Annotated in this window: 17 protein-coding genes; all 17 read left to right on the top strand. The window is 38.1% G+C overall.

The genetic code is table 11. The features are described 5' to 3' along the window. The first annotated feature begins 126 nt into the window (after nucleotides 1-126). Nucleotides 127-1,143, top strand: coding sequence for a tetratricopeptide repeat protein (locus D1953_RS08560; protein WP_182480551.1), 1,017 nt, complete (start codon nucleotides 127-129; stop codon nucleotides 1,141-1,143). A gap of 181 nt (nucleotides 1,144-1,324) precedes the next feature. Then, nucleotides 1,325-2,617, top strand: a complete 1,293-nt coding sequence (gene tig, locus D1953_RS08555) for a trigger factor (protein WP_119116763.1) — start codon at nucleotides 1,325-1,327, stop codon at nucleotides 2,615-2,617. A gap of 432 nt (nucleotides 2,618-3,049) precedes the next feature. Continuing rightward, on the top strand, nucleotides 3,050-4,306 hold the full coding sequence (gene clpX, locus D1953_RS08550) for an ATP-dependent protease ATP-binding subunit ClpX (protein ID WP_119116762.1): 1,257 nt from the start codon (nucleotides 3,050-3,052) through the stop codon (nucleotides 4,304-4,306). A 188-nt stretch (nucleotides 4,307-4,494) separates the two neighbouring features. Next, nucleotides 4,495-6,162 (top strand): ATP-dependent protease LonB, encoded by a 1,668-nt coding sequence (lonB, locus tag D1953_RS08545; protein ID WP_119116761.1) that lies wholly within the window; start codon nucleotides 4,495-4,497, stop codon nucleotides 6,160-6,162. Nucleotides 6,163-6,387: 225 nt separating this feature from the next. Further along, a complete protein-coding gene (lon, locus tag D1953_RS08540; RefSeq protein WP_119116760.1) occupies nucleotides 6,388-8,709 on the top strand; it encodes an endopeptidase La in 2,322 nt (773 codons plus the stop codon). Beyond that, a complete protein-coding gene (yihA, locus tag D1953_RS08535; protein WP_119116759.1) occupies nucleotides 8,706-9,287 on the top strand; it encodes a ribosome biogenesis GTP-binding protein YihA/YsxC in 582 nt (193 codons plus the stop codon). Before lon ends, yihA begins: the two co-directional genes overlap by 4 nt. A gap of 321 nt (nucleotides 9,288-9,608) precedes the next feature. After that, entirely contained in the window at nucleotides 9,609-10,964 is a 1,356-nt protein-coding gene (hemA, locus tag D1953_RS08530; RefSeq protein ID WP_119116758.1) for a glutamyl-tRNA reductase, read from the top strand. 7 nt (nucleotides 10,965-10,971) lie between these two features. Beyond that, nucleotides 10,972-11,802 carry a cytochrome C assembly family protein gene (locus D1953_RS08525; protein ID WP_119116757.1) on the top strand — a complete coding sequence of 277 codons (831 nt, stop codon included), beginning with the start codon at nucleotides 10,972-10,974 and terminating at the stop codon, nucleotides 11,800-11,802. A 9-nt stretch (nucleotides 11,803-11,811) separates the two neighbouring features. Further along, nucleotides 11,812-12,744 carry a hydroxymethylbilane synthase gene (gene hemC, locus D1953_RS08520; protein ID WP_119116756.1) on the top strand — a complete coding sequence of 311 codons (933 nt, stop codon included), beginning with the start codon at nucleotides 11,812-11,814 and terminating at the stop codon, nucleotides 12,742-12,744. Further along, nucleotides 12,744-13,535 (top strand): uroporphyrinogen-III synthase, encoded by a 792-nt coding sequence (locus D1953_RS08515; RefSeq protein WP_119116755.1) that lies wholly within the window; start codon nucleotides 12,744-12,746, stop codon nucleotides 13,533-13,535. The genes hemC and D1953_RS08515 overlap by 1 nt, the downstream gene beginning before the upstream one ends. Continuing rightward, nucleotides 13,532-14,530, top strand: coding sequence for a porphobilinogen synthase (hemB, locus tag D1953_RS08510; RefSeq protein ID WP_119116754.1), 999 nt, complete (start codon nucleotides 13,532-13,534; stop codon nucleotides 14,528-14,530). The genes D1953_RS08515 and hemB overlap by 4 nt, the downstream gene beginning before the upstream one ends. A 2-nt stretch (nucleotides 14,531-14,532) precedes the next feature. After that, complete coding sequence (gene hemL / locus D1953_RS08505) at nucleotides 14,533-15,822, top strand: glutamate-1-semialdehyde 2,1-aminomutase (protein ID WP_119116753.1); 1,290 nt, start codon at nucleotides 14,533-14,535, stop codon at nucleotides 15,820-15,822. A 109-nt stretch (nucleotides 15,823-15,931) separates the two neighbouring features. Then, complete coding sequence (locus D1953_RS08500; protein WP_119116964.1) at nucleotides 15,932-16,597, top strand: response regulator transcription factor; 666 nt, start codon at nucleotides 15,932-15,934, stop codon at nucleotides 16,595-16,597. Continuing rightward, nucleotides 16,594-17,601, top strand: coding sequence for a sensor histidine kinase (locus D1953_RS08495; RefSeq protein WP_119116752.1), 1,008 nt, complete (start codon nucleotides 16,594-16,596; stop codon nucleotides 17,599-17,601). Before D1953_RS08500 ends, D1953_RS08495 begins: the two co-directional genes overlap by 4 nt. Before the next feature lie 123 nt (nucleotides 17,602-17,724). Then, nucleotides 17,725-18,492, top strand: coding sequence for an ABC transporter ATP-binding protein (locus D1953_RS08490; protein ID WP_119116751.1), 768 nt, complete (start codon nucleotides 17,725-17,727; stop codon nucleotides 18,490-18,492). Beyond that, nucleotides 18,482-20,440 carry an FtsX-like permease family protein gene (locus tag D1953_RS08485; protein ID WP_119116750.1) on the top strand — a complete coding sequence of 653 codons (1,959 nt, stop codon included), beginning with the start codon at nucleotides 18,482-18,484 and terminating at the stop codon, nucleotides 20,438-20,440. Before D1953_RS08490 ends, D1953_RS08485 begins: the two co-directional genes overlap by 11 nt. Before the next feature lie 408 nt (nucleotides 20,441-20,848). Continuing rightward, the coding region (locus D1953_RS08480; protein ID WP_119116749.1) for a hypothetical protein at nucleotides 20,849-21,905 on the top strand (1,057 nt) is incomplete at its 3' end.

Raw genomic sequence — 21,905 nt, 5'->3', positions numbered from 1 at the left:
ACAGTGAGCGAAAATTTTATCCTGTATGGTCTCGGTTTCTTTGAGCCATACGGGATTTTTTTTTGAAAATCATTTCATTCCATGCTACACTGATTTTCAAAAATGAACGGTGAGGCGGAATGGTTAATGAATGAGAGAAAAGATGGAAATAATGTGGTCCTGTTTCCTAATTTACATCATCGCTTAGTTACGAAGGGGACGGAGGCGCTAGAAAATAAACAGTATAAGCAGGCAGCCGGATTATTTAGTCAAGCGAGGGAATTAGATCAGGAACACGCTGAAGGAAATGTAGGGTTGCTCGTTTCGTTAATCGAGCTCCAAGATTATAAAGAAGCTAAACAATTATGTAAGGAATTATTGCACCGAGGGATTGGTGACTATTTTCAAATTACGAATATGTACTTGATGGTGCTTGTGCAATTAGGGGAGCATGAGGAAATCGTGGAGATGATTGAGCTATTGTTTCAAGAACATCAAATCCCATTTGATAAAATGGAACAGTTTGAGCAGATGCTTTCCTTTAGTAAACGGGCATTAGAAGAAAGAGATATAGAAGCGGAGCAGCATGAAAGTCAATTAAAGCAAAAGCTTCAACAAGAGCCTTTGTTTAATGGGAAAAATGAACAACAATTGCTTAATACAATTAATATGCTTTCACAGATGAATGTGCGTCCGTTTATCGATGATATTCAACAATTTCTGCAAGAGGAAGAGAATCATCCTTTTTTTAAAACAATGCTGTTGAATATATTAAAAGAGCAAGACTATATACAAGCCGTGGAAGTAAGGAAGTTTTCACAAGTCTCTTCTTTGATTCCAGCTCATTTACCGAATTTGAAAGAGTATCCTTTTTTTAAAAAAGTATGGGATTTAGCAGAACAAAAATTGGCACAAAGAAATCCGAGCTTGCTGGAAATGGTACATAGTTTGCTAGAAAGGCACAGCTTTTTGTTATATCCATTTGAACTTGAATGGGATGGTGCGGCCATTGCAGCAGCCTACCATGCTTTAGCAGAACAGTATATGACAGGAGAAGACTTTTGTGAGCGATCTGCTCTTATTTATGAAACAGAAGAACAAGCTGTAAAAGAGTGTTTAGACTACTTAAAAGAAATTGAAGCAATTTCTTATCCCATTATTTAACCTATTGCTGTTGAAAGAAGAGGAAGCTGTGGTATAATGTAGTGGTTGTACTATACGCTCGTACAAAAAAACGAGAATATCCAAATAATTTGGGTATATTTGAGGGATGACTTGTTAAGAATTGCAAAGCAGATTCATCCATGCTTATTCTTGACGTATATAGATTTTTGGAGGGAAACACATGTCTGTTAAATGGGAAAAGCAAGAAGGAAACGTTGGAGTTTTAACGGTTGAAGTAGACGCAGCAACAGTAAACGCTGGTTTAGACAAAGCGTTCAAAAAAGTAGTAAAGCAAGTAAACGTACCTGGCTTCCGTAAAGGGAAAATGCCTCGTCCATTATTTGAAAAGAAATTCGGTGTAGAATCTTTATACCAAGATGCTCTTGACGAGATTCTTCCAGAAGCTTATGCAAAAGCTGTCGAAGAAGCAGGAATTTCACCTGTAGATCGTCCAGAAATCGACATCGAAAAAATGGAAAAAGGTGAAAACCTTATTTTCACAGCGACTGTAACAGTAAAACCTGAAGTAAAATTAGGTAACTATAAAGGACTTGAAGTAGAAAAGTTTGATACAACAGTTACAGATGAAGATGTAGAAGCTGAATTGAAAAAGCAACAAGAGCGTCAAGCTGAGCTAGTTGTGAAAGAAGAAGGCGCAGCAGTTTCAGGTGATACAGTTGTAATTGACTTCGAAGGATTCGTTGACGGTGAAGCATTTGAAGGTGGAAAAGGTGAAAACTATTCTTTAGAGCTTGGTTCTAACTCTTTCATCCCAGGATTCGAAGATCAACTAATCGGTCTTGAAGCAGGTGCTGAGAAAGACGTTGAAGTAACGTTCCCAGAAGAGTACCACGCTGCAGAGCTTGCTGGTAAACCAGCTGTATTCAAAGTAAAAGTTCACGAAATCAAAGCGAAACAACTTCCTGAATTAGACGATGAATTCGCGAAAGATGTTGATGATGAAGTAGAAACTATTGCAGAACTTAGAGAAAAAACAAAAGCTAAATTAGAGCATGACAAAAAGCATGAAGAAGAACACTTCATCCAAAATGCTGTAATTGGTCAAGCTGTTGAAGGTGCTCAAATCGATCTTCCTGAAGTAATGGTTTCTAACGAAGTAGATCGCATGATGCAAGATTTTGCTGGACGCTTACAACAACAAGGATTGAACTTAGAATTGTACTTCCAATTCTCTGGTCAAGACGAAGAGGCGTTAAAAGGCCAAATGAAAGAAGAAGCAGAAGGTCAAGTCCGCACAAGCTTAGTGCTTGAAGCAATTGCTGAAGCTGAGAAACTTGAAGCTACAGAAGAAGACGTAGAAGCTGAATTAGCTAAAATGGCTGCAATGTACAATATGGAAGTAGACGCAATCAAAAAAGCTCTTGGAAACTTAGATGCAATTAAAGGCGATCTACAAATTAAAAAAGCTATTGATTTCTTAGTTGAAAACAGCAAAACAGTTGAAGCTAAATAATAGCAGCTTTAAAAAAATATAGTTTTCTTAAAGAAACAAGGCGCGAGCATTTCGTGCCTTGTTTTATACATATCTTGATTTTTTTATCATTTATAGAACACTTCTTGATTGCTTTTTTTTAGAATTCAGTGTAGATTAATTCTAATAACACATATACATATTTATACAGTAAATCCTTTTTTTTAAAATTGGTAAGTTAGGGCATACTAAAGAAAGTAACATACATAGTAAAAAGATCAGTGCTTTGTGTATCGGACAACCTACTATCGTGTAAGCATTTTTGTTACCAAACTTTCAAGAACGTGTTACAATGCAATTCATACTATTTAATTGCAATGAATGAAAGTGCTTATTTAGGCGTTTCTTATAAAGAAAGAAACATGCCTTTAAGATGAATAGAGTAGGAATAGTATTCAAGAGGGGTGAACGTTCATGTTTAAATTTAATGATGAAAAGGGACAATTAAAATGTTCTTTTTGTGGGAAAACTCAAGAACAAGTTCGTAAGCTGGTAGCCGGTCCAGGTGTATATATTTGTGATGAATGTATTGAACTTTGTACAGAAATCGTGGAAGAGGAGCTAGGTACTGAAGAAGAAGTAGAATTCCGCGATATTCCAAAACCAAAAGAGATTTGCAATATTCTTGATGAATATGTAATCGGACAAGAACAAGCGAAGAAGTCTTTAGCAGTTGCAGTATATAATCACTACAAACGAATTAATTCTAATAGTAAAGTAGACGATGTAGAGCTTTCAAAAAGTAATATCGCGCTTATTGGACCAACTGGTAGTGGGAAAACATTACTTGCCCAAACTTTAGCGCGTTTACTAAACGTTCCTTTTGCTATTGCTGATGCGACGTCTCTAACAGAGGCTGGTTATGTTGGGGAAGATGTTGAAAATATTTTGTTAAAACTAATCCAAGCAGCAGATTATGATGTTGAGAAAGCAGAAAAAGGAATTATCTACATCGATGAAATCGATAAAGTAGCTCGTAAATCTGAAAACCCATCGATTACACGTGATGTTTCAGGTGAAGGGGTTCAGCAAGCACTATTAAAAATTCTTGAAGGAACTGTAGCAAGCGTTCCTCCACAAGGTGGACGTAAGCACCCTCATCAAGAATTTATTCAAATTGATACTACAAATATTTTGTTTATTTGTGGTGGAGCTTTCGATGGAATCGAACCGATTATCAAACGTCGTCTAGGTCAAAAAGTAATTGGTTTTGGTGCAGAGACGAAAAAAGATGAAGTAGCAGAAAAAGAGCTGCTTTCAAAAGTTCTTCCTGAAGACTTACTTCGTTTCGGTTTAATTCCAGAGTTTATTGGTCGTCTTCCAGTTATTGCGACGTTAGAGCAATTGGATGAGGCGGCACTTATTGAAATTTTAACAAAACCGAAAAATGCATTAGTGAAACAATATCAAAAATTATTAGAACTTGATGATATTGAATTAGAATTCGAACCGGAAGCACTAAATGAAATTGCTAAAAAAGCAATTGAACGTAAAACAGGTGCTCGTGGATTACGTTCCATCATCGAAGGGATTATCCTTGATGTGATGTTCGATCTTCCTTCACGTGATGATGTATCTAAATGTATTATTACAGCAGGTGCGATTACGGAAAATGAATCTCCGAAATTGGTTCTGAAAGATGGTACAACAATTCAAGGCCAATCTGCTTAATATGTTTCTTTAAAAAGAGATGAGCTAGACAGGTGTTTCGGTCTAGGCTCGTCTCTTTTGTTTTTAATAAAATAGCCCCCTCCTGTAAGACAACCAAATTTTTCATGAAGGAAACTATGAATGATTTCAACTTGTGATAGGAGATACTACCATATAAGACAAACATGGTGAGCGCAGGAGGGAAAATGATGAGCTGGACAGGATTGGCATTGTTTATTCAACTGTTTTTTGGTGTAATCATTGGGCTATATTTCTTGAATTTATTAAAAGGACAGCGTACACAAAAGGTGTCGATTGATCGTGATTCTAAAAAAGAAATGGATCAATTGCGTTCAATGAGAGCGATTCAATTAACGGAGCCATTAGCAGAAAAGGTGAGACCGCAATCATTTGATGATATTGTTGGACAAGAAGATGGAATTAAATCGTTAAGAGCGGCATTATGCGGACCAAATCCACAGCATGTGATTATTTATGGACCACCTGGCGTAGGGAAGACCGCAGCTGCACGGCTTGTACTAGAAGAAGCGAAAAAAAATGGGAAATCGCCGTTTAGAAAGTCAGCGGTATTTGTTGAATTAGATGCAACAACAGCTCGTTTTGATGAACGAGGTATTGCTGATCCGCTGATTGGTTCTGTTCATGACCCGATTTATCAAGGAGCAGGGGCGATGGGCCAGGCTGGTATTCCACAACCGAAGCAGGGAGCAGTGACAAATGCACATGGCGGAGTGTTATTTATTGATGAAATTGGGGAGCTTCACTCGATTCAAATGAACAAATTGTTAAAAGTATTAGAGGATCGGAAAGTATTTTTAGAAAGCGCATATTATCAAGAAGATAATACAAATATTCCTACTCATATTCATGATATTTTTAAAAATGGTTTACCTGCTGATTTCCGGTTGATTGGAGCAACAACTCGAACGCCAAATGAGATTCCTCCCGCTATTCGTTCTAGGTGCATGGAAGTGTTTTTTCGCGAACTCAATCGCGATGAAATTATAGAGGTTGTTAAAAAAGCAACCGACCGAGTAAACGTGACCATCAGTGAGAAAGGTTTACAAATGATTGCGGAATATGCTCGTAATGGTCGTGAAGCGGTAAATATGGTGCAAACACTTGCTAGTATTTCCATTAATGAAAATCGGTCTTATATTAAAGAGGAAGATATTGATTGGATGGCTCATAGCAGTCAGTTAACACAGCGGATGGATCGAAAAATTGATTCGAAGCCGCAAGTTGGGTTCGTCAATGGGCTGGCTGTATATGGAGCAAATAGCGGAGCGTTGCTTGAAATTGAAGTAACGGTAATGCCGGCGATGAGTGAAAAAGGAAACATTACCATTACGGGAATTGTCGAAGAGGAAAGCATTGGGGGCAATGGAAAATCGATTCGACGTAAGAGTATGGCCAAGGGGTCGATTGAAAATGTCATTACAGTATTACGCTCAATGGGTGTTCCGGCTGATCAATTTGATATTCATGTGAATTTTCCTGGCGGGACTCCTGTAGATGGACCATCTGCAGGTATTGCTATGGCGACCGGGATTTATTCAGCCATTTATAAAATTCCTGTCGATCATACGGTGGCCATGACAGGCGAAATAGGCATTCATGGTGGTGTAAGACCAATTGGTGGTGTGATTCCGAAAATTAAAGCGGCTCAATTAGCCGGAGCGAAAACGGTCATTATTCCAGCTGATAATATGCAGCCGCTTCTAAAAGAAATTAAAGATATTGAGATTGTGCCTGTTACTAAAGTCCAGGAAGTGTTCGAACGATCTCTGAAAAAAGACGTGGTACCTGATCAATTACTTTCCACATTGAACTTAAGTAAAAAGGAAAGTGTATAAAGAGAATGCCCCGGTTTTATAGTACCGGGGTTTGTTATAGGTATAATAATGTTTTTCATTTTTGTAATTAAACGTGCTTTTTTCACCTATTTTGGGGATAATAAAAAGAGCGTATCTAGTGGTAAACTAAACAAGAAATAGACACTTTTACACAAATAGGATAGAATTGTGAAAAGGTTAGAAACATACAACGATGATGCGAAATTTTGATGGAGGTGTCAGGCAATGGCTGATAAAGAAATCATCGTCCCCCTCCTGCCGCTTAGAGGCTTGCTTGTTTATCCTACGATGGTTCTACATTTGGACGTCGGTCGGGATAAATCAATACAAGCTCTTGAAAAAGCAATGGTGGAAGATCATCTCATTTTTTTAACAACGCAGCAAGACGTCACACTTGATGAACCGGGTGAAGAGGATTTATACCCAATAGGTACATTGACGAAGGTAAAGCAAATGCTGAAGCTTCCAAATGGAACGATCCGTGTATTGGTAGAAGGATTAAATCGAGCAGAAGTCAGTGTATTTTATGATTATGAGACACACTATGGTGCCAAGATTAAAATATATGAAGATGATGAAGAGAAGGATGCGGAACATCAAGCTTTAATGCGTACGTTGCTTGATTACTTTGAACAATACATAAAAATGTCAAAGAAGATTACAAGTGAAACATTCTCTTCTACTGCAGATATCGAAGAACCAGGAAGGCTTGCTGATATTATTGCATCACATCTTCCGTTAAAATTAAAAGATAAACAAGAAATTCTTGAAACGACCAATGTGAAGCAACGTTTAAGTCGTGTAATTGAAATGATTCACAACGAAAAAGAAGTGCTTCATTTAGAGAAGAAAATCGGCCAACGAGTTAAGCGTTCGATGGAACGTACGCAAAAGGAATATTATCTTCGTGAGCAAATGAAAGCTATTCAAAAAGAACTGGGCGACAAAGAAGGTAAAGGCGGTGAAGTGGCTAAACTCACAGAGAAAATTGAAGCCGCTGGCATGCCTGAGCAGGTGAAAACAACAGCTTTAAAAGAACTCGATCGTTATGAGAAAGTTCCTGCTAGTTCTGCGGAAAGCTCGGTTATTCGTAATTACATTGACTGGTTAGTTGCGCTTCCTTGGTCTAAAAGTACAAAAGACGATTTAAATATTTTGAAGGCCGAAAAGGTTTTAAACAAAGACCATTACGGATTGGAAAAAGTAAAGGAACGGGTGTTAGAATATTTAGCTGTTCAACAGTTAACTAATTCATTAAAAGGTCCTATCCTCTGTTTAGCAGGCCCTCCTGGGGTTGGGAAAACAAGCTTGGCTAGATCTATTGCGACTTCGCTAAATCGTAATTTTGTGCGCATTTCTTTAGGGGGCGTTCGCGATGAGTCTGAGATTCGCGGTCATCGCCGAACCTATGTAGGTGCGATGCCGGGTCGAATTATTCAAGGAATGAAAAAGGCAGGTACGATTAATCCAGTCTTTTTATTAGATGAAATTGATAAGATGTCTAATGATTTCCGCGGTGATCCATCTGCTGCGTTACTCGAAGTGTTAGATCCAGAGCAAAATCATAACTTTAGCGATCATTATATAGAAGAACCCTATAATCTATCTAATGTTATGTTTATTGCAACAGCCAATGATTTGTCAACGATTCCAGGTCCGCTTCGTGACCGGATGGAGATTATTACAATTGCCGGGTATACGGAAATTGAGAAGCTGCATATTGCGAGAGATCATTTGTTAATTCGGCAGTTAGAAAACCATGGCTTGCAAAAAAGTCAGCTTCAAGTTCGAGAAGATGCTTTAATCAAAATTATTCGTTATTATACAAGAGAAGCTGGTGTGCGTAGTCTAGAACGTCAACTGGCAAGCGTTTGTCGAAAAACAGCAAAAATTATTGTTTCGGGTGAGAGGAAGCGGGTCATTGTTTCCGAGAAAAATGTAGAAGAATTTTTAGGGAAAACCATTTTCCATTATGGGCAAGCGGAAGAGGAAGATCAAATTGGTGTGGCGACGGGTCTGGCGTATACAGCAGTCGGCGGCGATACGCTGCAAATTGAAGTCTCGTTATCTCCAGGTAAAGGCAAGCTTGTCTTAACTGGAAAACTAGGTGATGTGATGAAAGAATCTGCGCAGGCTGCATTCAGTTTTGTCCGTGCCAAATCAGAAGAGCTTCATATTGATCCGGACTTCAATGAAAAATATGATATTCATATTCATGTTCCTGAGGGAGCGGTTCCAAAAGATGGACCATCTGCAGGAATTACGATGGCGACAGCGCTTATTTCTGCGTTGACCAATCGCCCGATTAGAAAAGAGGTAGGCATGACAGGGGAAATTACATTACGTGGACGAGTGCTTCCAATCGGCGGCTTAAAAGAAAAATCATTAGCGGCCCACCGAGCAGGCATTACGAAAATTATTCTTCCACAAGATAATGAAAAAGATATTGATGATATTCCAGAAAGTGTTCGAAGTGATTTGCAGTTTGTCCTTGTTTCGCATGTAGATCAGGTATTAGAACATGCGTTGGCAGGTGACATTCAATGAAAGTAACAAGTGCGGATATTGTGATTAGTGCGGTTAAGCCTGACCAATATCCAAGTGAGCCGATTCCCGAATTTGCATTAGCAGGTCGTTCAAATGTGGGGAAATCTAGTTTTATTAATAAAATGATTAATCGTAAAAATTTAGCGCGTACATCCTCTAAACCTGGAAAAACGCAAACGTTAAACTTTTACCTAATTAACGATGCCCTGCATTTTGTTGATGTACCGGGATATGGATATGCTAAAGTGTCCAAATCGGAGCGAGCAGCATGGGGGAAAATGATTGAAACATATTTTACTTCCCGTGAACAATTACGTGCTGCTATTTTGATTGTTGATTTACGTCATCCACCAACGAAGGATGATGTTTCGATGTACGAGTTTTTAAAGCACTATGAACTACCATGTATCATTATTGCGACAAAAGCGGATAAGATTCCAAAAGGAAAATGGCAAAAGCATCTGAAAGTAACGCGCGAAACACTTGGGCTTGCAAAAGAGGATGAGCTAATGCTCTTTTCCAGTGAAACAGGTGAAGGCAAAGAAAAAATTTGGGGTCTATTAAAGAAATATATGTAAGAAAAGGAACTCGTCTATATGGCGAGTTTTTTATTTGGCTTTGTTATAAGGTTTTGGTGAGTTTTGGTTTATTTGATATGGCACCCAATCTTGTCATAAAATAAGGTTAAGTGGGTCATTATACATAATAAAGTTGCTCTGCCAAACTTGTTTACTTGAAGTTAGGATTTAATTTTGTTATGGTACATTTGTACAGGATATTCTAGATTATAATAATTATTTATTTCATGAACTGTTCATATTTCATTAGGTTCGGACTTTTTATACATGTTATAATAGATTAAGTCATAATACATTTAATTTTGGGGGTGCAAACGACATATGCATATTATAGCGGTTGGTGTTAACTATAAAACAGCCCCTGTTGAAATTCGCGAAAAGTTATCATTTAATGAAGCGGAACTTGCTCAGGCAATGGAAGCTCTTAAAAATAAAAAAAGTATATTAGAGAATGTTATTATTTCTACTTGTAATCGTACAGAAATTTATGTCATTGGTGATCAGCTTCATACAAGCAGATATTATGTGAAGGAATTTCTTTCGGAGTGGTTCGGAATTGATAAGGAGGAGTTCTCTAAATATCTGTTTTTTTATGAAGGCGATGGGGCTGTTGAACATTTATTTCAAGTAACATGCGGCTTGAATTCTATGGTTCTTGGTGAAACACAAATTTTAGGACAAGTACGTTCAAGCTATATGCTGGCGCAAGAGCAACAGACAATTGGAACGGTTTCCAACCATTTATTTAAGCAAGCGCTAACATTAGCGAAAAAAGCACATGCTGAAACGGAGATTAATACAAATGCTGTATCTGTTAGCTATGCAGCAGTGGAACTAGCTAAGAAAATCTTTGGCAGTTTAAAAGGGAAAAACGTATTAATTCTTGGTGCAGGAAAAATGGGTGAGCTGGCGATTCAAAACTTGCACAGCAATGGTGCTGACAGTGTTACCGTTATTAATCGTACGTTTGAAAAAGCCGTTAATTTAGCGGACCGTTTTAATGGAACACCAAAGAAACTAGAAGAATTACAATGTGCATTAGTAGAAGCGGACATTTTAATTACATCAACAGGAGCGAAGGATTTTGTTGTGACACAAGAAATGATGTCAACTGTAAACAAAGTACGTAAAGGTCGTCCGATTTTCATGGTTGACATTGCGGTTCCGCGTGATTTAGATCCAGCATTGGCAGAGCTTGAGAACGTGTTCTTATATGATATTGATGATTTAGAAGATATTGTTCAAGCTAATTTAGCAGAGAGAAAATTAGCGGCTGAAAAAATTGAATTAATGATTGAAGCAGAAATTGTTGAATTTAATCAATGGTTAAATATGCTTGGTGTTGTCCCAGTTATGTCTGCTTTACGAGAAAAAGCATTAGGGATTCAAGCAGAAACGATGATCAGCTTAGAAAGAAAGCTTCCGCATTTAAGTGAACGTGATCGAAAAGTGCTGAATAAGCATACGAAGAGCATTATTAATCAAATGTTGAAAGACCCGATTTTGTATGCAAAAGAACTCGCTGATAAGCCAAATTCGAAAGAAGCATTGAATAATTTTGTGAAAATCTTCCGCTTAGAGGAATTGATTGAAGAACAATTGATGGCTGCTGACGAGCAAGAACAAGCAACAACAAAAGCAGCGGTCTTGAATCCGATTCCTGTTAGAGTTAATTGAGGGCACTATGGAATTGTTAATGACAAGATTGCACGAAGCAACCGTATTATTGTATGCGCTCAGCGTGCTTTTATATTTTATTGACTTTCTTCATAATAACCGGAGGGCAAATAAAGTTGCCTTCTGGTTGCTTTCAATTGTTTGGGTACTTCAAACAATTTTTTTATGTCTATATGTAGTCAAAACAGGCAGGTTTCCTGTCTTGACCATCTTTGAAGGGCTATATTTCTATGCCTGGGTGTTGATTACGTTATCGCTTATCATCAATCGATTGCTGCGTGTGGATTTTATCGTGTTTTTTACGAATGTACTTGGGTTTATGGTCATGGCGATTCATACATTTGCTCCTGTTCAAATCGAGTCTGAAGTACTAGCTCAACAGCTTGTATCCGAGTTATTGATGATACATATTACATTAGCCTTCTTATCGTATGGAGCATTTACGCTTTCTTGTGTATTTTCGATTCTTTATCTCATTCAATATGATTTATTAAAGCGGAAAAAATGGGGAAAACGTTTAATTCGGCTAGGAGATTTAACACACCTTGAAAAAATGAGCTATATTTTAGCTGTTATTGGGGTACCGCTCTTAATGTTTTCACTTATTCTAGGCATTCAATGGGCGTATATCAAAGTTCCAAACTTATCTTTGTTGGACTTCAAAATTATTGGTTCATTCGTTGTGTTAATTGGTTATAGCGTATATTTATATATAAAAATTAGAAAACAGATGTATGGAAGAATGTTAGCTTTTTTAAATATTGGTATTTTTATGATTGTTTTAATTAACTTTTTCCTGTTTGGAAGTCTTTCAACATTCCATTTTTGGAATACCTAGGAGGAAACAATGAGAAAAATTATTGTCGGTTCAAGACGTAGTAAATTAGCTTTAACTCAAACAAATTGGGTCATTAATCAATTGAAAGCACTTGGAGTTCCTTATGAATTCGAAGTAAAGGAAATTGTAACAAAGGGCGACAAAATTTTAGATGTTACACTTTCGAAAGTCGGCGGTAAAGGCTTGTTTGTGAAAGAAATTGAACAAGCGATGCTCGATAAAGAAATTGATATGGCTGTACATAGTATGAAGGATATGCCTGCTGTTCTTCCAGAGGGCTTAACAATTGGTTGCATTCCTCCGCGTGAAGATCATCGTGATGCATTCATTTCGAAGAATCATATTAAATTAGCGGACTTAAAGCCGGGTGCTATCGTTGGAACAAGCAGCTTGCGTCGAAGTGCACAAATTTTAGCCCAAAGACCGGATCTTGAAATTAAATGGATTCGCGGCAATATTGATACACGCTTAGAGAAATTGAATACAGAAGATTATGATGCTATTATTTTAGCTGCTGCAGGTCTTGCTCGAATGGGTTGGAAACAAGACGTGGTGACAGAGTTTTTAGATGATACGTTATGTGTACCGGCTGTAGGGCAAGGTGCTTTATCGATTGAATGTCGTGCAGATGATACAGATCTGCTTGCAGAGTTAGCGAAATTCACATGTGAGAATACAAAGAAAGCGGTTGAAGCAGAGCGGTCCTTTTTAGATGAAATGGAAGGCGGCTGTCAAGTGCCGATTGCTGGACTTGCCGTAGCAAAAGAGGATGGCGAAGTGGAGTTAACCGCATTAGTGGCTTCTCCAGATGGAAAAACAATATATAAGGAAGTTGTAGCAGGAATGAACCCGCTAGCAGTTGGTCAAGATGCAGCCAAGCTTATTAGTGAAAAAGGCGGCAAACAATTGATTGATTCTGTCAAAAAGGAGCTTAATCAGTAATGACTAAGCTTCCTCTCCATGATTATCGGATTTTAATCACTAGAGGACAAGGACAGGTGGCTCATTTCAAGGCTATGATTGAGCAATATGGCGGCACTCCGATTACGGTGCCGCTACTTGACTTTCGTCTGCCTGACAGTCATGAGGCGATTAAAGCGACTCTTTCCCATTTATCAGACTATGATTGGCTCGTCTTAACAAGTCAAAATGGGGTTCGTTTCTTTTTTGAATTAGCAGGGAAGTATGCCGCGTCTCAGTCGCTGCCTAAAATTGCGGTTATCGGTACAAAAACAGCAGAAGCCTTGCAGCGTTACGGTTATCATGCTGATTTTATCCCGAATGAGTTTGTGGCTGAAGGGTTTGTGGCTGAATTTATCCCGCAGCTTTCTCCTCGTTCCCGTGTTTTAGTGGCCAAAGGAAACTTAGCGCGAACTATTATTAGTGGAGCAATTGAAGAGATTGGGGCTGCGTGCGATGAACTCGATGTGTATGAAACGGTGTTGCCTGAAGAGAGTAAGCAAAAGCTTGTAGAAGTGATTACAACAGAAGCAGTGGAGGTCATTACGTTTACGAGCTCATCAACCGTTCATCATTTTATGCAAATTGTGGCACAATATGAGTTGCACCAATACTTAGAAAGTCTTATCATTGCATGTATCGGACCTATCGCCAAGAAAACCGCTCTACACTATGGGTTAGAGGTAGATATTTGTCCGAATGTATATACAACAGAAGCAATGATACAAGACTTAGTTATATATACAAAAGCTAAAGGAGGAAAGAGTAAATGAAAGATTTATTTTTCAGACGCCATCGCCGATTACGTTCTAGTGCTAATATGAGAGCGTTAGTACGCGAAACATATTTACATAAAGAGGATTTAATTTACCCGATTTTTATTATTGATGGGGAAAATGTGAAAAGTGAAATTGGTTCTATGCCGGGAATTTATCAACTTTCCCTCGATAATCTTATGGAAGAGATGACAGAAGTCGCAAGCCTGGGTATTAAATCCGTTATTCTATTCGGAGTTCCTTTCGAGCATGATAAGGACGAGCATGGCTCAGGAGCGTTCCACCATAACGGACTTGTGCAAGAAGCAACGCGTCTTATTAAAAAACACTTCCCGGAAATCCTTGTTATTGCTGATACATGCCTTTGTGAATATACAAGCCATGGACACTGTGGAGTTGTAGAAGGCGGAACTATTTTAAATGATGCTTCACTAGACTTGCTTGCTAAAACAGCGATTAGTCAAGCGGAGGCAGGTGCGGATATCATTGCTCCTTCGAACATGATGGATGGATTTGTAGCGGCGATTCGAGCTGGTTTAGATGAAGCAGGCTATGAAGATATTCCGATTATGTCATATGCGGTAAAATATGCTTCTGCTTTTTACGGTCCATTCCGTGATGCAGCAAATGGGGCGCCGCAATTTGGTGACCGTAAAACGTATCAAATGGATCCAGCGAATCGTTTAGAAGCGTTCCGTGAAGCTGAAAGTGACGTCGAAGAAGGCGCTGACTTTTTAATTGTTAAACCAGCTCTTTCTTATCTAGATATCATGCGTGATGTGAAGAATAACTTCAACCTTCCAGTTGTAGCGTACAATGTAAGCGGAGAATATTCAATGATTAAAGCAGCTGCAAATAATGGCTGGATTGATGAAAAAGCGATTGTTATGGAAACGCTATTAAGCATGAAACGTGCTGGAGCAGATTTAATTATTACATATGCATCTAAGGACGTGGCTCGTTGGTTAGATGAAGAAGGAAAAGAGGTCTGATTATGCGTTCATATGAAAAATCGAAACAGGCATTTACTGAAGCTATTCATTTAATGCCAGGGGGCGTAAATAGCCCGGTACGTGCCTTTAAATCCGTTGATATGGATCCAATTTTTATGGAGCGCGGAAAAGGCTCAAAAATGTACGACATTGATGGCAATGAATATATCGATTATGTTCTATCTTGGGGGCCCTTAATTCTTGGCCATTCGAATGAGCGGGTTGTTGAAGCGTTAAAAAAAGTGGCGGAGTCAGGAACAAGCTTTGGAACGGCTACATTAATTGAAAACGAATTAGCGAAGCTTGTCATTGAACGTGTTCCATCCATTGAGATGATTCGTATGGTGTCATCGGGTACGGAAGCAACGATGAGTGCTCTTCGTGTCGCTCGGGGTTATACAGGGCGTAATAAAATCTTAAAATTTGAAGGGTGTTACCATGGACATGGTGATTCTCTATTAATCAAAGCAGGATCTGGTGTTGCGACGCTTGGTTTACCAGATAGCCCAGGTGTACCAGTAGGAACGGCTCAAAATACGATTACCGTACCATACAATGATTTAGCCGCTGTCAAATATGCGTTTGAGCAATTTGGTGAAGATATCGCTTGTATTATTGCTGAACCAGTAGCAGGAAATATGGGGGTTGTTCCACCACAGCCTGGTTTCCTAGAAGGTTTACGTGAAGTAACGGAACAATATGGTGCCCTATTAATTTTTGATGAAGTTATGACAGGCTTCCGTGTCGGGTATAACTGTGCACAAGGATATTTTGGTGTTACACCAGACTTAACATGTCTTGGTAAAGTAATCGGCGGCGGTCTTCCTGTCGGTGCTTTCGGAGGAAAGCGTGAAATTATGGAGAAGGTCGCTCCGAGCGGCAGCATCTATCAAGCGGGTACATTATCAGGAAATCCGCTTGCCATGACAGCTGGTTTTGAAACGTTAAGCCAGTTAACGCCAGAGGTTTATGAAGAATTTAAACGTAAAGGCGATATATTGGAAAAAGGCATTGGGGAAGCGGCGAAGAAATACGGTATTCCGCATACATTTAACCGTGCAGGTTCCATGATTGGTGTGTTCTTTACGAATGAAGATGTCATCAATTTTGAAACAGCGAAAACATCAGATCTTACATTCTTTGCAAGCTATTTCCGTGAAATGGCGAATCAAGGTGTGTATTTGCCGCCATCGCAATTTGAAGGATTGTTCCTGTCAACAGCACATAGTGATGAAGATCTTGAAAAAACGATTGCTGCGGCAGAGCATGCTTTTTCAACATTAGCGAAATAATTTTGAAAAACGTTTGGATGCATCATCCAAGCGTTTTTTTACTTAACACCGGCAAAAAAGGTTATAATTTCCGTAACTATGTAATCTAGGGGTGACGGTTTTGCAAAAGATGAAAATATTAATTGTGGAAGATGCAGAGACGCTTCGAAATGAATTACAAGAGTTCCTCTCTAACTATGGATATGAAGTCGAAGCACCGGATGACTTTCAAAATATTATGCAATATGCGATGCAGGATGATGTACATTTAATTTTGTTAGATATTAATTTGCCAATTTATGATGGCTATTATATTTGTCGGGAAATACGCAAGAATTCAGAAGTACCAATTATTATTGTAACAAGTCGAGATAATGAAATGGATGAGCTGATGAGCATAAATCTTGGAGCAGATGACTTTATTGCAAAGCCGTATAATACGCAAATTTTACTTGCTCGGATTGAAAATGTGCTAAAAAGAACGTATGCACATCAACAATCATCTATTCTACTATATAAATCCCTCAAGCTCGATTTATCGAATGGTACAATTTCATATCAACATCAACAAGAAGAGCTGACGAAAAATGAAATCAAAATCCTGCATTGTTTAATGAAGAATAAAGGGAGGATTGTATCGCGCGAAGAGATGATGGAGTATTTATGGTCATCGGATTTATTTATTGATGATAATACGCTTTCCGTTAATGTTACACGGCTTCGAAAAAAAATTGAATCAATTGGGATGATCAATCCGATTGAAACGAGACGCGGTCTTGGGTATATCCTAGCATGAAACTACAACGATATATAAAGGAAAGAGCGATATTTTTATCGATGAATATCTTTTTATTTGTTCTTGTTGCGTTCTTTCTTTGGTTAATTAATGTACAGGCTGTCGTTATGATAATCGTCTTTGTTTGCTGGTTTGGGCCATTGCTTTTATCTTATGGATTAGAATTTTTAAAAAGAAAAAATTTCTATGATGACTTGCTTCAAAACCTTGAAGCGTTAGATCAAAAGTATTTACTGCCTGAGATCATTGAAGAACCAAACTTTCTTGAAGGGCAAATTTTATATGACATTATAAAAACAACCGATAAACAAATGCATGAGCACGTCAAGAAATATAAAGATATGCAGGCCGAGTATCGTGACTATATCGAGGCGTGGGTACATGAAGTGAAGACACCGATTGCTTCAAGTAAGTTAATGTTTGAGAATCATAAAAATGAAGTGACGAAAGGGATTATGGAAGAATTAGAGAAAATTGAAGGATATGTCGAGCAAGCGCTGTATTATGCTCGCAGCAGCAGTGCAAGTAAGGATTATATGGTCAAAGAATTTTCGCTGCAAGCTTGTATTTCGAAGGTGTTAAAAAAGAATGCCAAAGCATTTATTCATAAAAAAATTCAACTGCAATTAACTGAAATGGACGATGTTGTGTATAGCGATGAAAAGTGGATTGAATTTATCCTTCATCAAATTATCGTCAATAGTATCAATTATTGTGATAATAAAATTAGTCTGTACACAAGAAAACATGAACATAGTCTGATCTTACATATTGTCGATGATGGAATCGGCATCGATGAGAAAGATATCGGCCGCGTATTTGACAAAGGCTTTACGGGTGAAAATGGTCGACAATATCGCCGTTCAACGGGGATGGGGCTTTATATTTGTAAATTGTTAGCGGATAAATTGCATTTAGGATTGACGATTCAATCTACGAAAGGTGAAGGAACAGAAGTCCAAATTATTTTTCCAAAAAGCAAGGTTGTTTTACTGGAGTCTTGATAAAAGGCTCTTTTTTTCTGTAAAAAATGAATCTTACGAAATAGTAAGATTGTTGAAAGTTAATTCGATATGTAGTGACTTCATAGTGAGATACACTAAAACCATGAAAGGAGACGGATAAAGGTGAGTACGGTATTAAAAGTAGATCATATTGAAAAATATTTTGGAAATAAAGGAAATACGACAAAGGCCATTGATCAAATTAGTTTTGAAGTGGAGCGAGGGGAATTTGTCGGCATTATGGGTCCATCCGGAAGCGGGAAGACAACCTTATTAAACTGTATTTCGACGATAGATTCGGTAACAACAGGAAAAATCTTAATTAATGAGCAAGACATTACGAAGTTAAAAACAGGCAAACTGGATCAATTTCGTCGGGATGAGCTCGGCTTTATTTTTCAGGATTTTAACTTATTAGATACGCTAACAGCGTTTGAAAATATTGCAATTGCACTAACGATTCAAGGTCGAAAACCAGCTGATATTACATTTTTAGTGAAAGAAGTAGCAGAAAAGCTTGAAATTACCCAAGTTCTTAATAAATTTCCCTATCAAATGTCGGGCGGACAAAAGCAGCGGGTAGCGGCGGCGCGTGCGATTGTGACAGACCCTACATTGATTTTAGCTGATGAACCAACGGGAGCACTCGATTCGAAGTCTTCGCGCTTATTACTTGATTCGTTTGAGAAGCTGAATGAAGAATTACAGGCAACCATTTTGATGGTCACGCACGATGCTTTTACAGCAAGCTATGCAAAGCGAATTTTATTTATTAAAGATGGCCAGATTTTTAATGAATTAATTCGCGGAAAGGATACAAGAAAAGAATTCTTTAATCGGATTATTGAAGTTGTAACGCTTCTTGGAGGTGATACGAATAATGTACTTTAAGCTGTCAGCTCGCAATGTTAAAAGAAGCTTTAAAGATTACTTTACTTACTTTTTAACGCTAACATTTGCAGTTTGTATTTTTTATAGTTTTAACTCTTTATCAGCTTCAGAAGTGATGACGACATTAAACGCTAGTCAAGCGGAAATGATTAAGGCGTTTACGATGCTATTATCCGGTGTTTCCGTATTCGTATCGGTTGTGCTCGGTTTTTTAATTATGTATGCGAATAATTTTTTAATTAGGAGACGAAAAAAAGAGCTTGGTTTGTATATGACACTCGGAATGAGCAAGTATAAAATTTCGCGCATTATCGTTGTAGAAACCTTTTTTGTAGGAATCATCTCGCTTGCTGTCGGTTTACTGCTCGGTATTCTCGTTTCTCAAGGATTAGTAGCTTTAACCGTGTCGATGTTTAAAGCGAATATTGAACAATTTACATTTGTCTTTTCAAGTGAAGCGATGTTAAAGACGATATTGTATTTCGGAATTATCTTTTTAATGGTGATGATCTTCAATAGTGTCGTTATTTCTAGGTACAAACTTATTGACTTATTAACAGCGGCGAAGAAAAATCAAAGCTTAAAGATTCGGAAAACATCAACTTCCATTGTCCTATTTGTTTTCTCCATCATTCTTCTTGCTGTAGCATATGCGGTCATTATGAAGTATGGTCTATTTGAAAGCAATATTGTGTGGACGTGTGTTGGTTTAGGTGCCCTTGGGACATTTCTCTTTTTTATGTCTTTATCTGGATTTGCGCTGAATATGATTCAGAAAAACAAAAATGTGTACTATAAAGATGTGAATATGTTCGTGCTGCGTCAAATTAATAGTAAAGTGAATACAACCTTCATTTCAATGACGATTATTTGTTTAATGCTCTTTTTTACAATCGGGGTATTCTCGACGGGCTTTAGCTTTAAAGCTTCGATGGAGAAGAATATTGAGAAAATGACACCGTATGATGCTAGCTTATATACGAAGGCCGATGAAGATGGGAAAGTACAACATATTCATGATATCATGCAGCATTTAAAGGTGGATTTAGACGAGTATGGGGAACATCATAGCTTTACGGTTTATAAAGCGGATAAAAGTGTAAAAGACTTATTAGCCCCTTATGAAGATGATGCCGTGAAGTTTGCTGATAGTAATTTACCAGTTATTAAAAGGTCGGATTTTGAACGAATAGAAGCGATGCAAGGGATTGAACCCATAGATTTTAACGATGAAGAAGTCGTGTTACTCTCTAATTTTGAAGTATTTCAGGATGCCTTTGACCGTTTCACTGAAGATCATAAAACATTAGAAGTGAATGGAAAGGAATATGATATCGCTCATCAAAAGGTTCATTCATTTGCTTATAAAACAGAGTTTAATTCAGAAGGGGTACTAACAGCTGTATTGCCTGATGAAGCGGTGGAAGGGATGGAGCCATTTCTTTCCGTCGTTAATATCAATTACGATGATAACCAAAAAGAACATGATGAAACCTTATATAAAGTGTTAGATGAATCGGATGTTTTATGGGGAACTACTAAAACCATTATTCTTGATTCTAGTGTCGGTTCTTCCACGATGATTGTATTTGTCGGACTTTATCTTGGAATTGTCTTCTTGATTTCAAGTGCAGCTGTGCTTGCGTTGCAGCAATTATCAGAGGCGAGTGATAATATTGCTCGTTATACGGTTTTGAAGAAGATTGGTGTCACAAGGAAAGGAATTAATAAAGCAATTTTTGGGCAAGTATTTATTTACTTTATGATGCCATTAGCTTTAGCTATTGTACATTCAATCTTTGGTATCCAAGTAGTGAACAAAGCCATTATGGTAGCAGGAAGTACAAGTGTACTTGTTCCGTCTCTAATTACAGCATTAATCATTGTTATCGTATATGGTGGTTATTTCTTTGCAACATATACGGGATATAAGAGTATTGTGAAATAATCGGGTATAGGGGATTGTCTAAACGGTTCCTAAAATAAAGGAATCAATGAGATTCCGATGAACAACCCTATTCCTTTACTGAATTTTTGGAAGTGGTCCTTCATGATTCGGATGAAGGCCATTTTCTTTGCTGAATTTTTAGATGTTGTCCGTTAACACATTTTGAGGACGGCAAAAAAGTAATTATCTGAGAAGAATCATTGTTCAACTGAATGAGGAGGCTATCCCAAACGTCATTTTTTATGATTTCTGGGATAGCCTCTTCTTCTGTCATGAACGGATACGCTCGATTTCTGAGATTTGTGCTCGACTTTTGGCATATGCAACTGATTTACATAACGTTTGACATAACTTTCCTTCTGCTTTCATAGATTGATAATGGTATGAGAAGTGAAAGGAGGAAATGATTTGACCGAAGAGAATCAATCGTATTTACGATTTTCATTAGAAGAATCGGTTTGGTTTCAGAAGGGACAGGAAGTAGCGGAATTGTATTCTATTTCATTGGATCCCAACGTGACGATTCAAGAAGATGAACATTATGTGTATATGAGAGGAACGCTTGATTTAAGCGGTGAATATAAGGACAGCGGAGAACCAGTAGACGGTGATGTTCATACGTTTTTACCGCGATCTGTTCAAACGGTGGAGAGACATCCAAATGGAATTAGTGAGTTTATCCACCGTTTTCCTGTTGATATTACAATTCCAAGTACACGTATTACCTCATTAGATGATATTGAAGTGACGATTCAAACGTTTGATTATACATTACCTGAGCGGAATTGTCTTAAACTTCAAGCCGATCTAATCATTAGTGGGATTTATCGTGAAACATATGTCGAGCCGGAACTCGAGGACTATCAAGTGTGGGATGATGATGAAAGTCCAGTTGCGACGGATGAGCGACAAGAATTGGATGAAGAAATAGAAGATGAAGTAGTAGAAGTGGAGTTAGCCGACATCAGGCAAGAAGAAGTAGACGAAGTGGAAGAATCTGTTGAGGCTGAAGAGTTTGCTGATGAAAGAGAAGATTCTGTGGAGAGTCCAGTTTTACAAATAGAAGAAGAATCTCCTGTTTCATATACGACAGCACCACCGCCGCTTCCAGATTTCCAACCGACATTTCGTCAGGAAGAACAACAAGAGGGAGAGCTGTACGAACCTTTTATTGTGGAGGCGAAACGAACGCCAGATGTAGAAGAAGAGCGGGTAGCGCCTCTGTTTATTAGTAAACAGCCGGATATCCCTGTATTCGACTTTTCCGTACCAAAGTTTCAAGAAAGGGAGGAAGAACAAGAGGTTGAGCCAGTGCTTGAAAGAAAAGTGGAAAAAGAGCAGAAAGCAGAGCCGGTGCTTGAAAGGAAAGTGGAAGAACCAAAAGAGGAGCCGGTGCTTGAAAGAAAAGTAGAAGAACCAAAAGCAGAACCAGTGCTTGAAAGAAAAGAAGAAGAACCAAAAGCAG

This window comes from Peribacillus asahii (genome assembly GCF_003570725.1).
GTDB lineage: Bacteria > Bacillota > Bacilli > Bacillales > DSM-1321 > Peribacillus > Peribacillus asahii.
This window is presented reverse-complemented; position numbering and strand designations above follow the sequence as displayed.

What these genes read in the sequence shown, in the direction of transcription:
- lonB (WP_119116761.1), top strand. Translation starts at nt 4,495, where the DNA reads ATGAGCTGGACAGGATTGGCATTGTTTATTCAACTGTTTTTTGGTGTA.
- hemA (WP_119116758.1), top strand. Translation starts at nt 9,609, where the DNA reads ATGCATATTATAGCGGTTGGTGTTAACTATAAAACAGCCCCTGTTGAA.
- D1953_RS08485 (WP_119116750.1), top strand. Translation starts at nt 18,482, where the DNA reads ATGTACTTTAAGCTGTCAGCTCGCAATGTTAAAAGAAGCTTTAAAGAT.
- hemL (WP_119116753.1), top strand. Translation starts at nt 14,533, where the DNA reads ATGCGTTCATATGAAAAATCGAAACAGGCATTTACTGAAGCTATTCAT.
- hemC (WP_119116756.1), top strand. Translation starts at nt 11,812, where the DNA reads ATGAGAAAAATTATTGTCGGTTCAAGACGTAGTAAATTAGCTTTAACT.
- hemB (WP_119116754.1), top strand. Translation starts at nt 13,532, where the DNA reads ATGAAAGATTTATTTTTCAGACGCCATCGCCGATTACGTTCTAGTGCT.
- D1953_RS08495 (WP_119116752.1), top strand. Translation starts at nt 16,594, where the DNA reads ATGAAACTACAACGATATATAAAGGAAAGAGCGATATTTTTATCGATG.
- yihA (WP_119116759.1), top strand. Translation starts at nt 8,706, where the DNA reads ATGAAAGTAACAAGTGCGGATATTGTGATTAGTGCGGTTAAGCCTGAC.
- clpX (WP_119116762.1), top strand. Translation starts at nt 3,050, where the DNA reads ATGTTTAAATTTAATGATGAAAAGGGACAATTAAAATGTTCTTTTTGT.
- tig (WP_119116763.1), top strand. Translation starts at nt 1,325, where the DNA reads ATGTCTGTTAAATGGGAAAAGCAAGAAGGAAACGTTGGAGTTTTAACG.
- D1953_RS08500 (WP_119116964.1), top strand. Translation starts at nt 15,932, where the DNA reads ATGAAAATATTAATTGTGGAAGATGCAGAGACGCTTCGAAATGAATTA.
- D1953_RS08515 (WP_119116755.1), top strand. Translation starts at nt 12,744, where the DNA reads ATGACTAAGCTTCCTCTCCATGATTATCGGATTTTAATCACTAGAGGA.
- lon (WP_119116760.1), top strand. Translation starts at nt 6,388, where the DNA reads ATGGCTGATAAAGAAATCATCGTCCCCCTCCTGCCGCTTAGAGGCTTG.
- D1953_RS08525 (WP_119116757.1), top strand. Translation starts at nt 10,972, where the DNA reads ATGGAATTGTTAATGACAAGATTGCACGAAGCAACCGTATTATTGTAT.
- D1953_RS08560 (WP_182480551.1), top strand. Translation starts at nt 127, where the DNA reads ATGAATGAGAGAAAAGATGGAAATAATGTGGTCCTGTTTCCTAATTTA.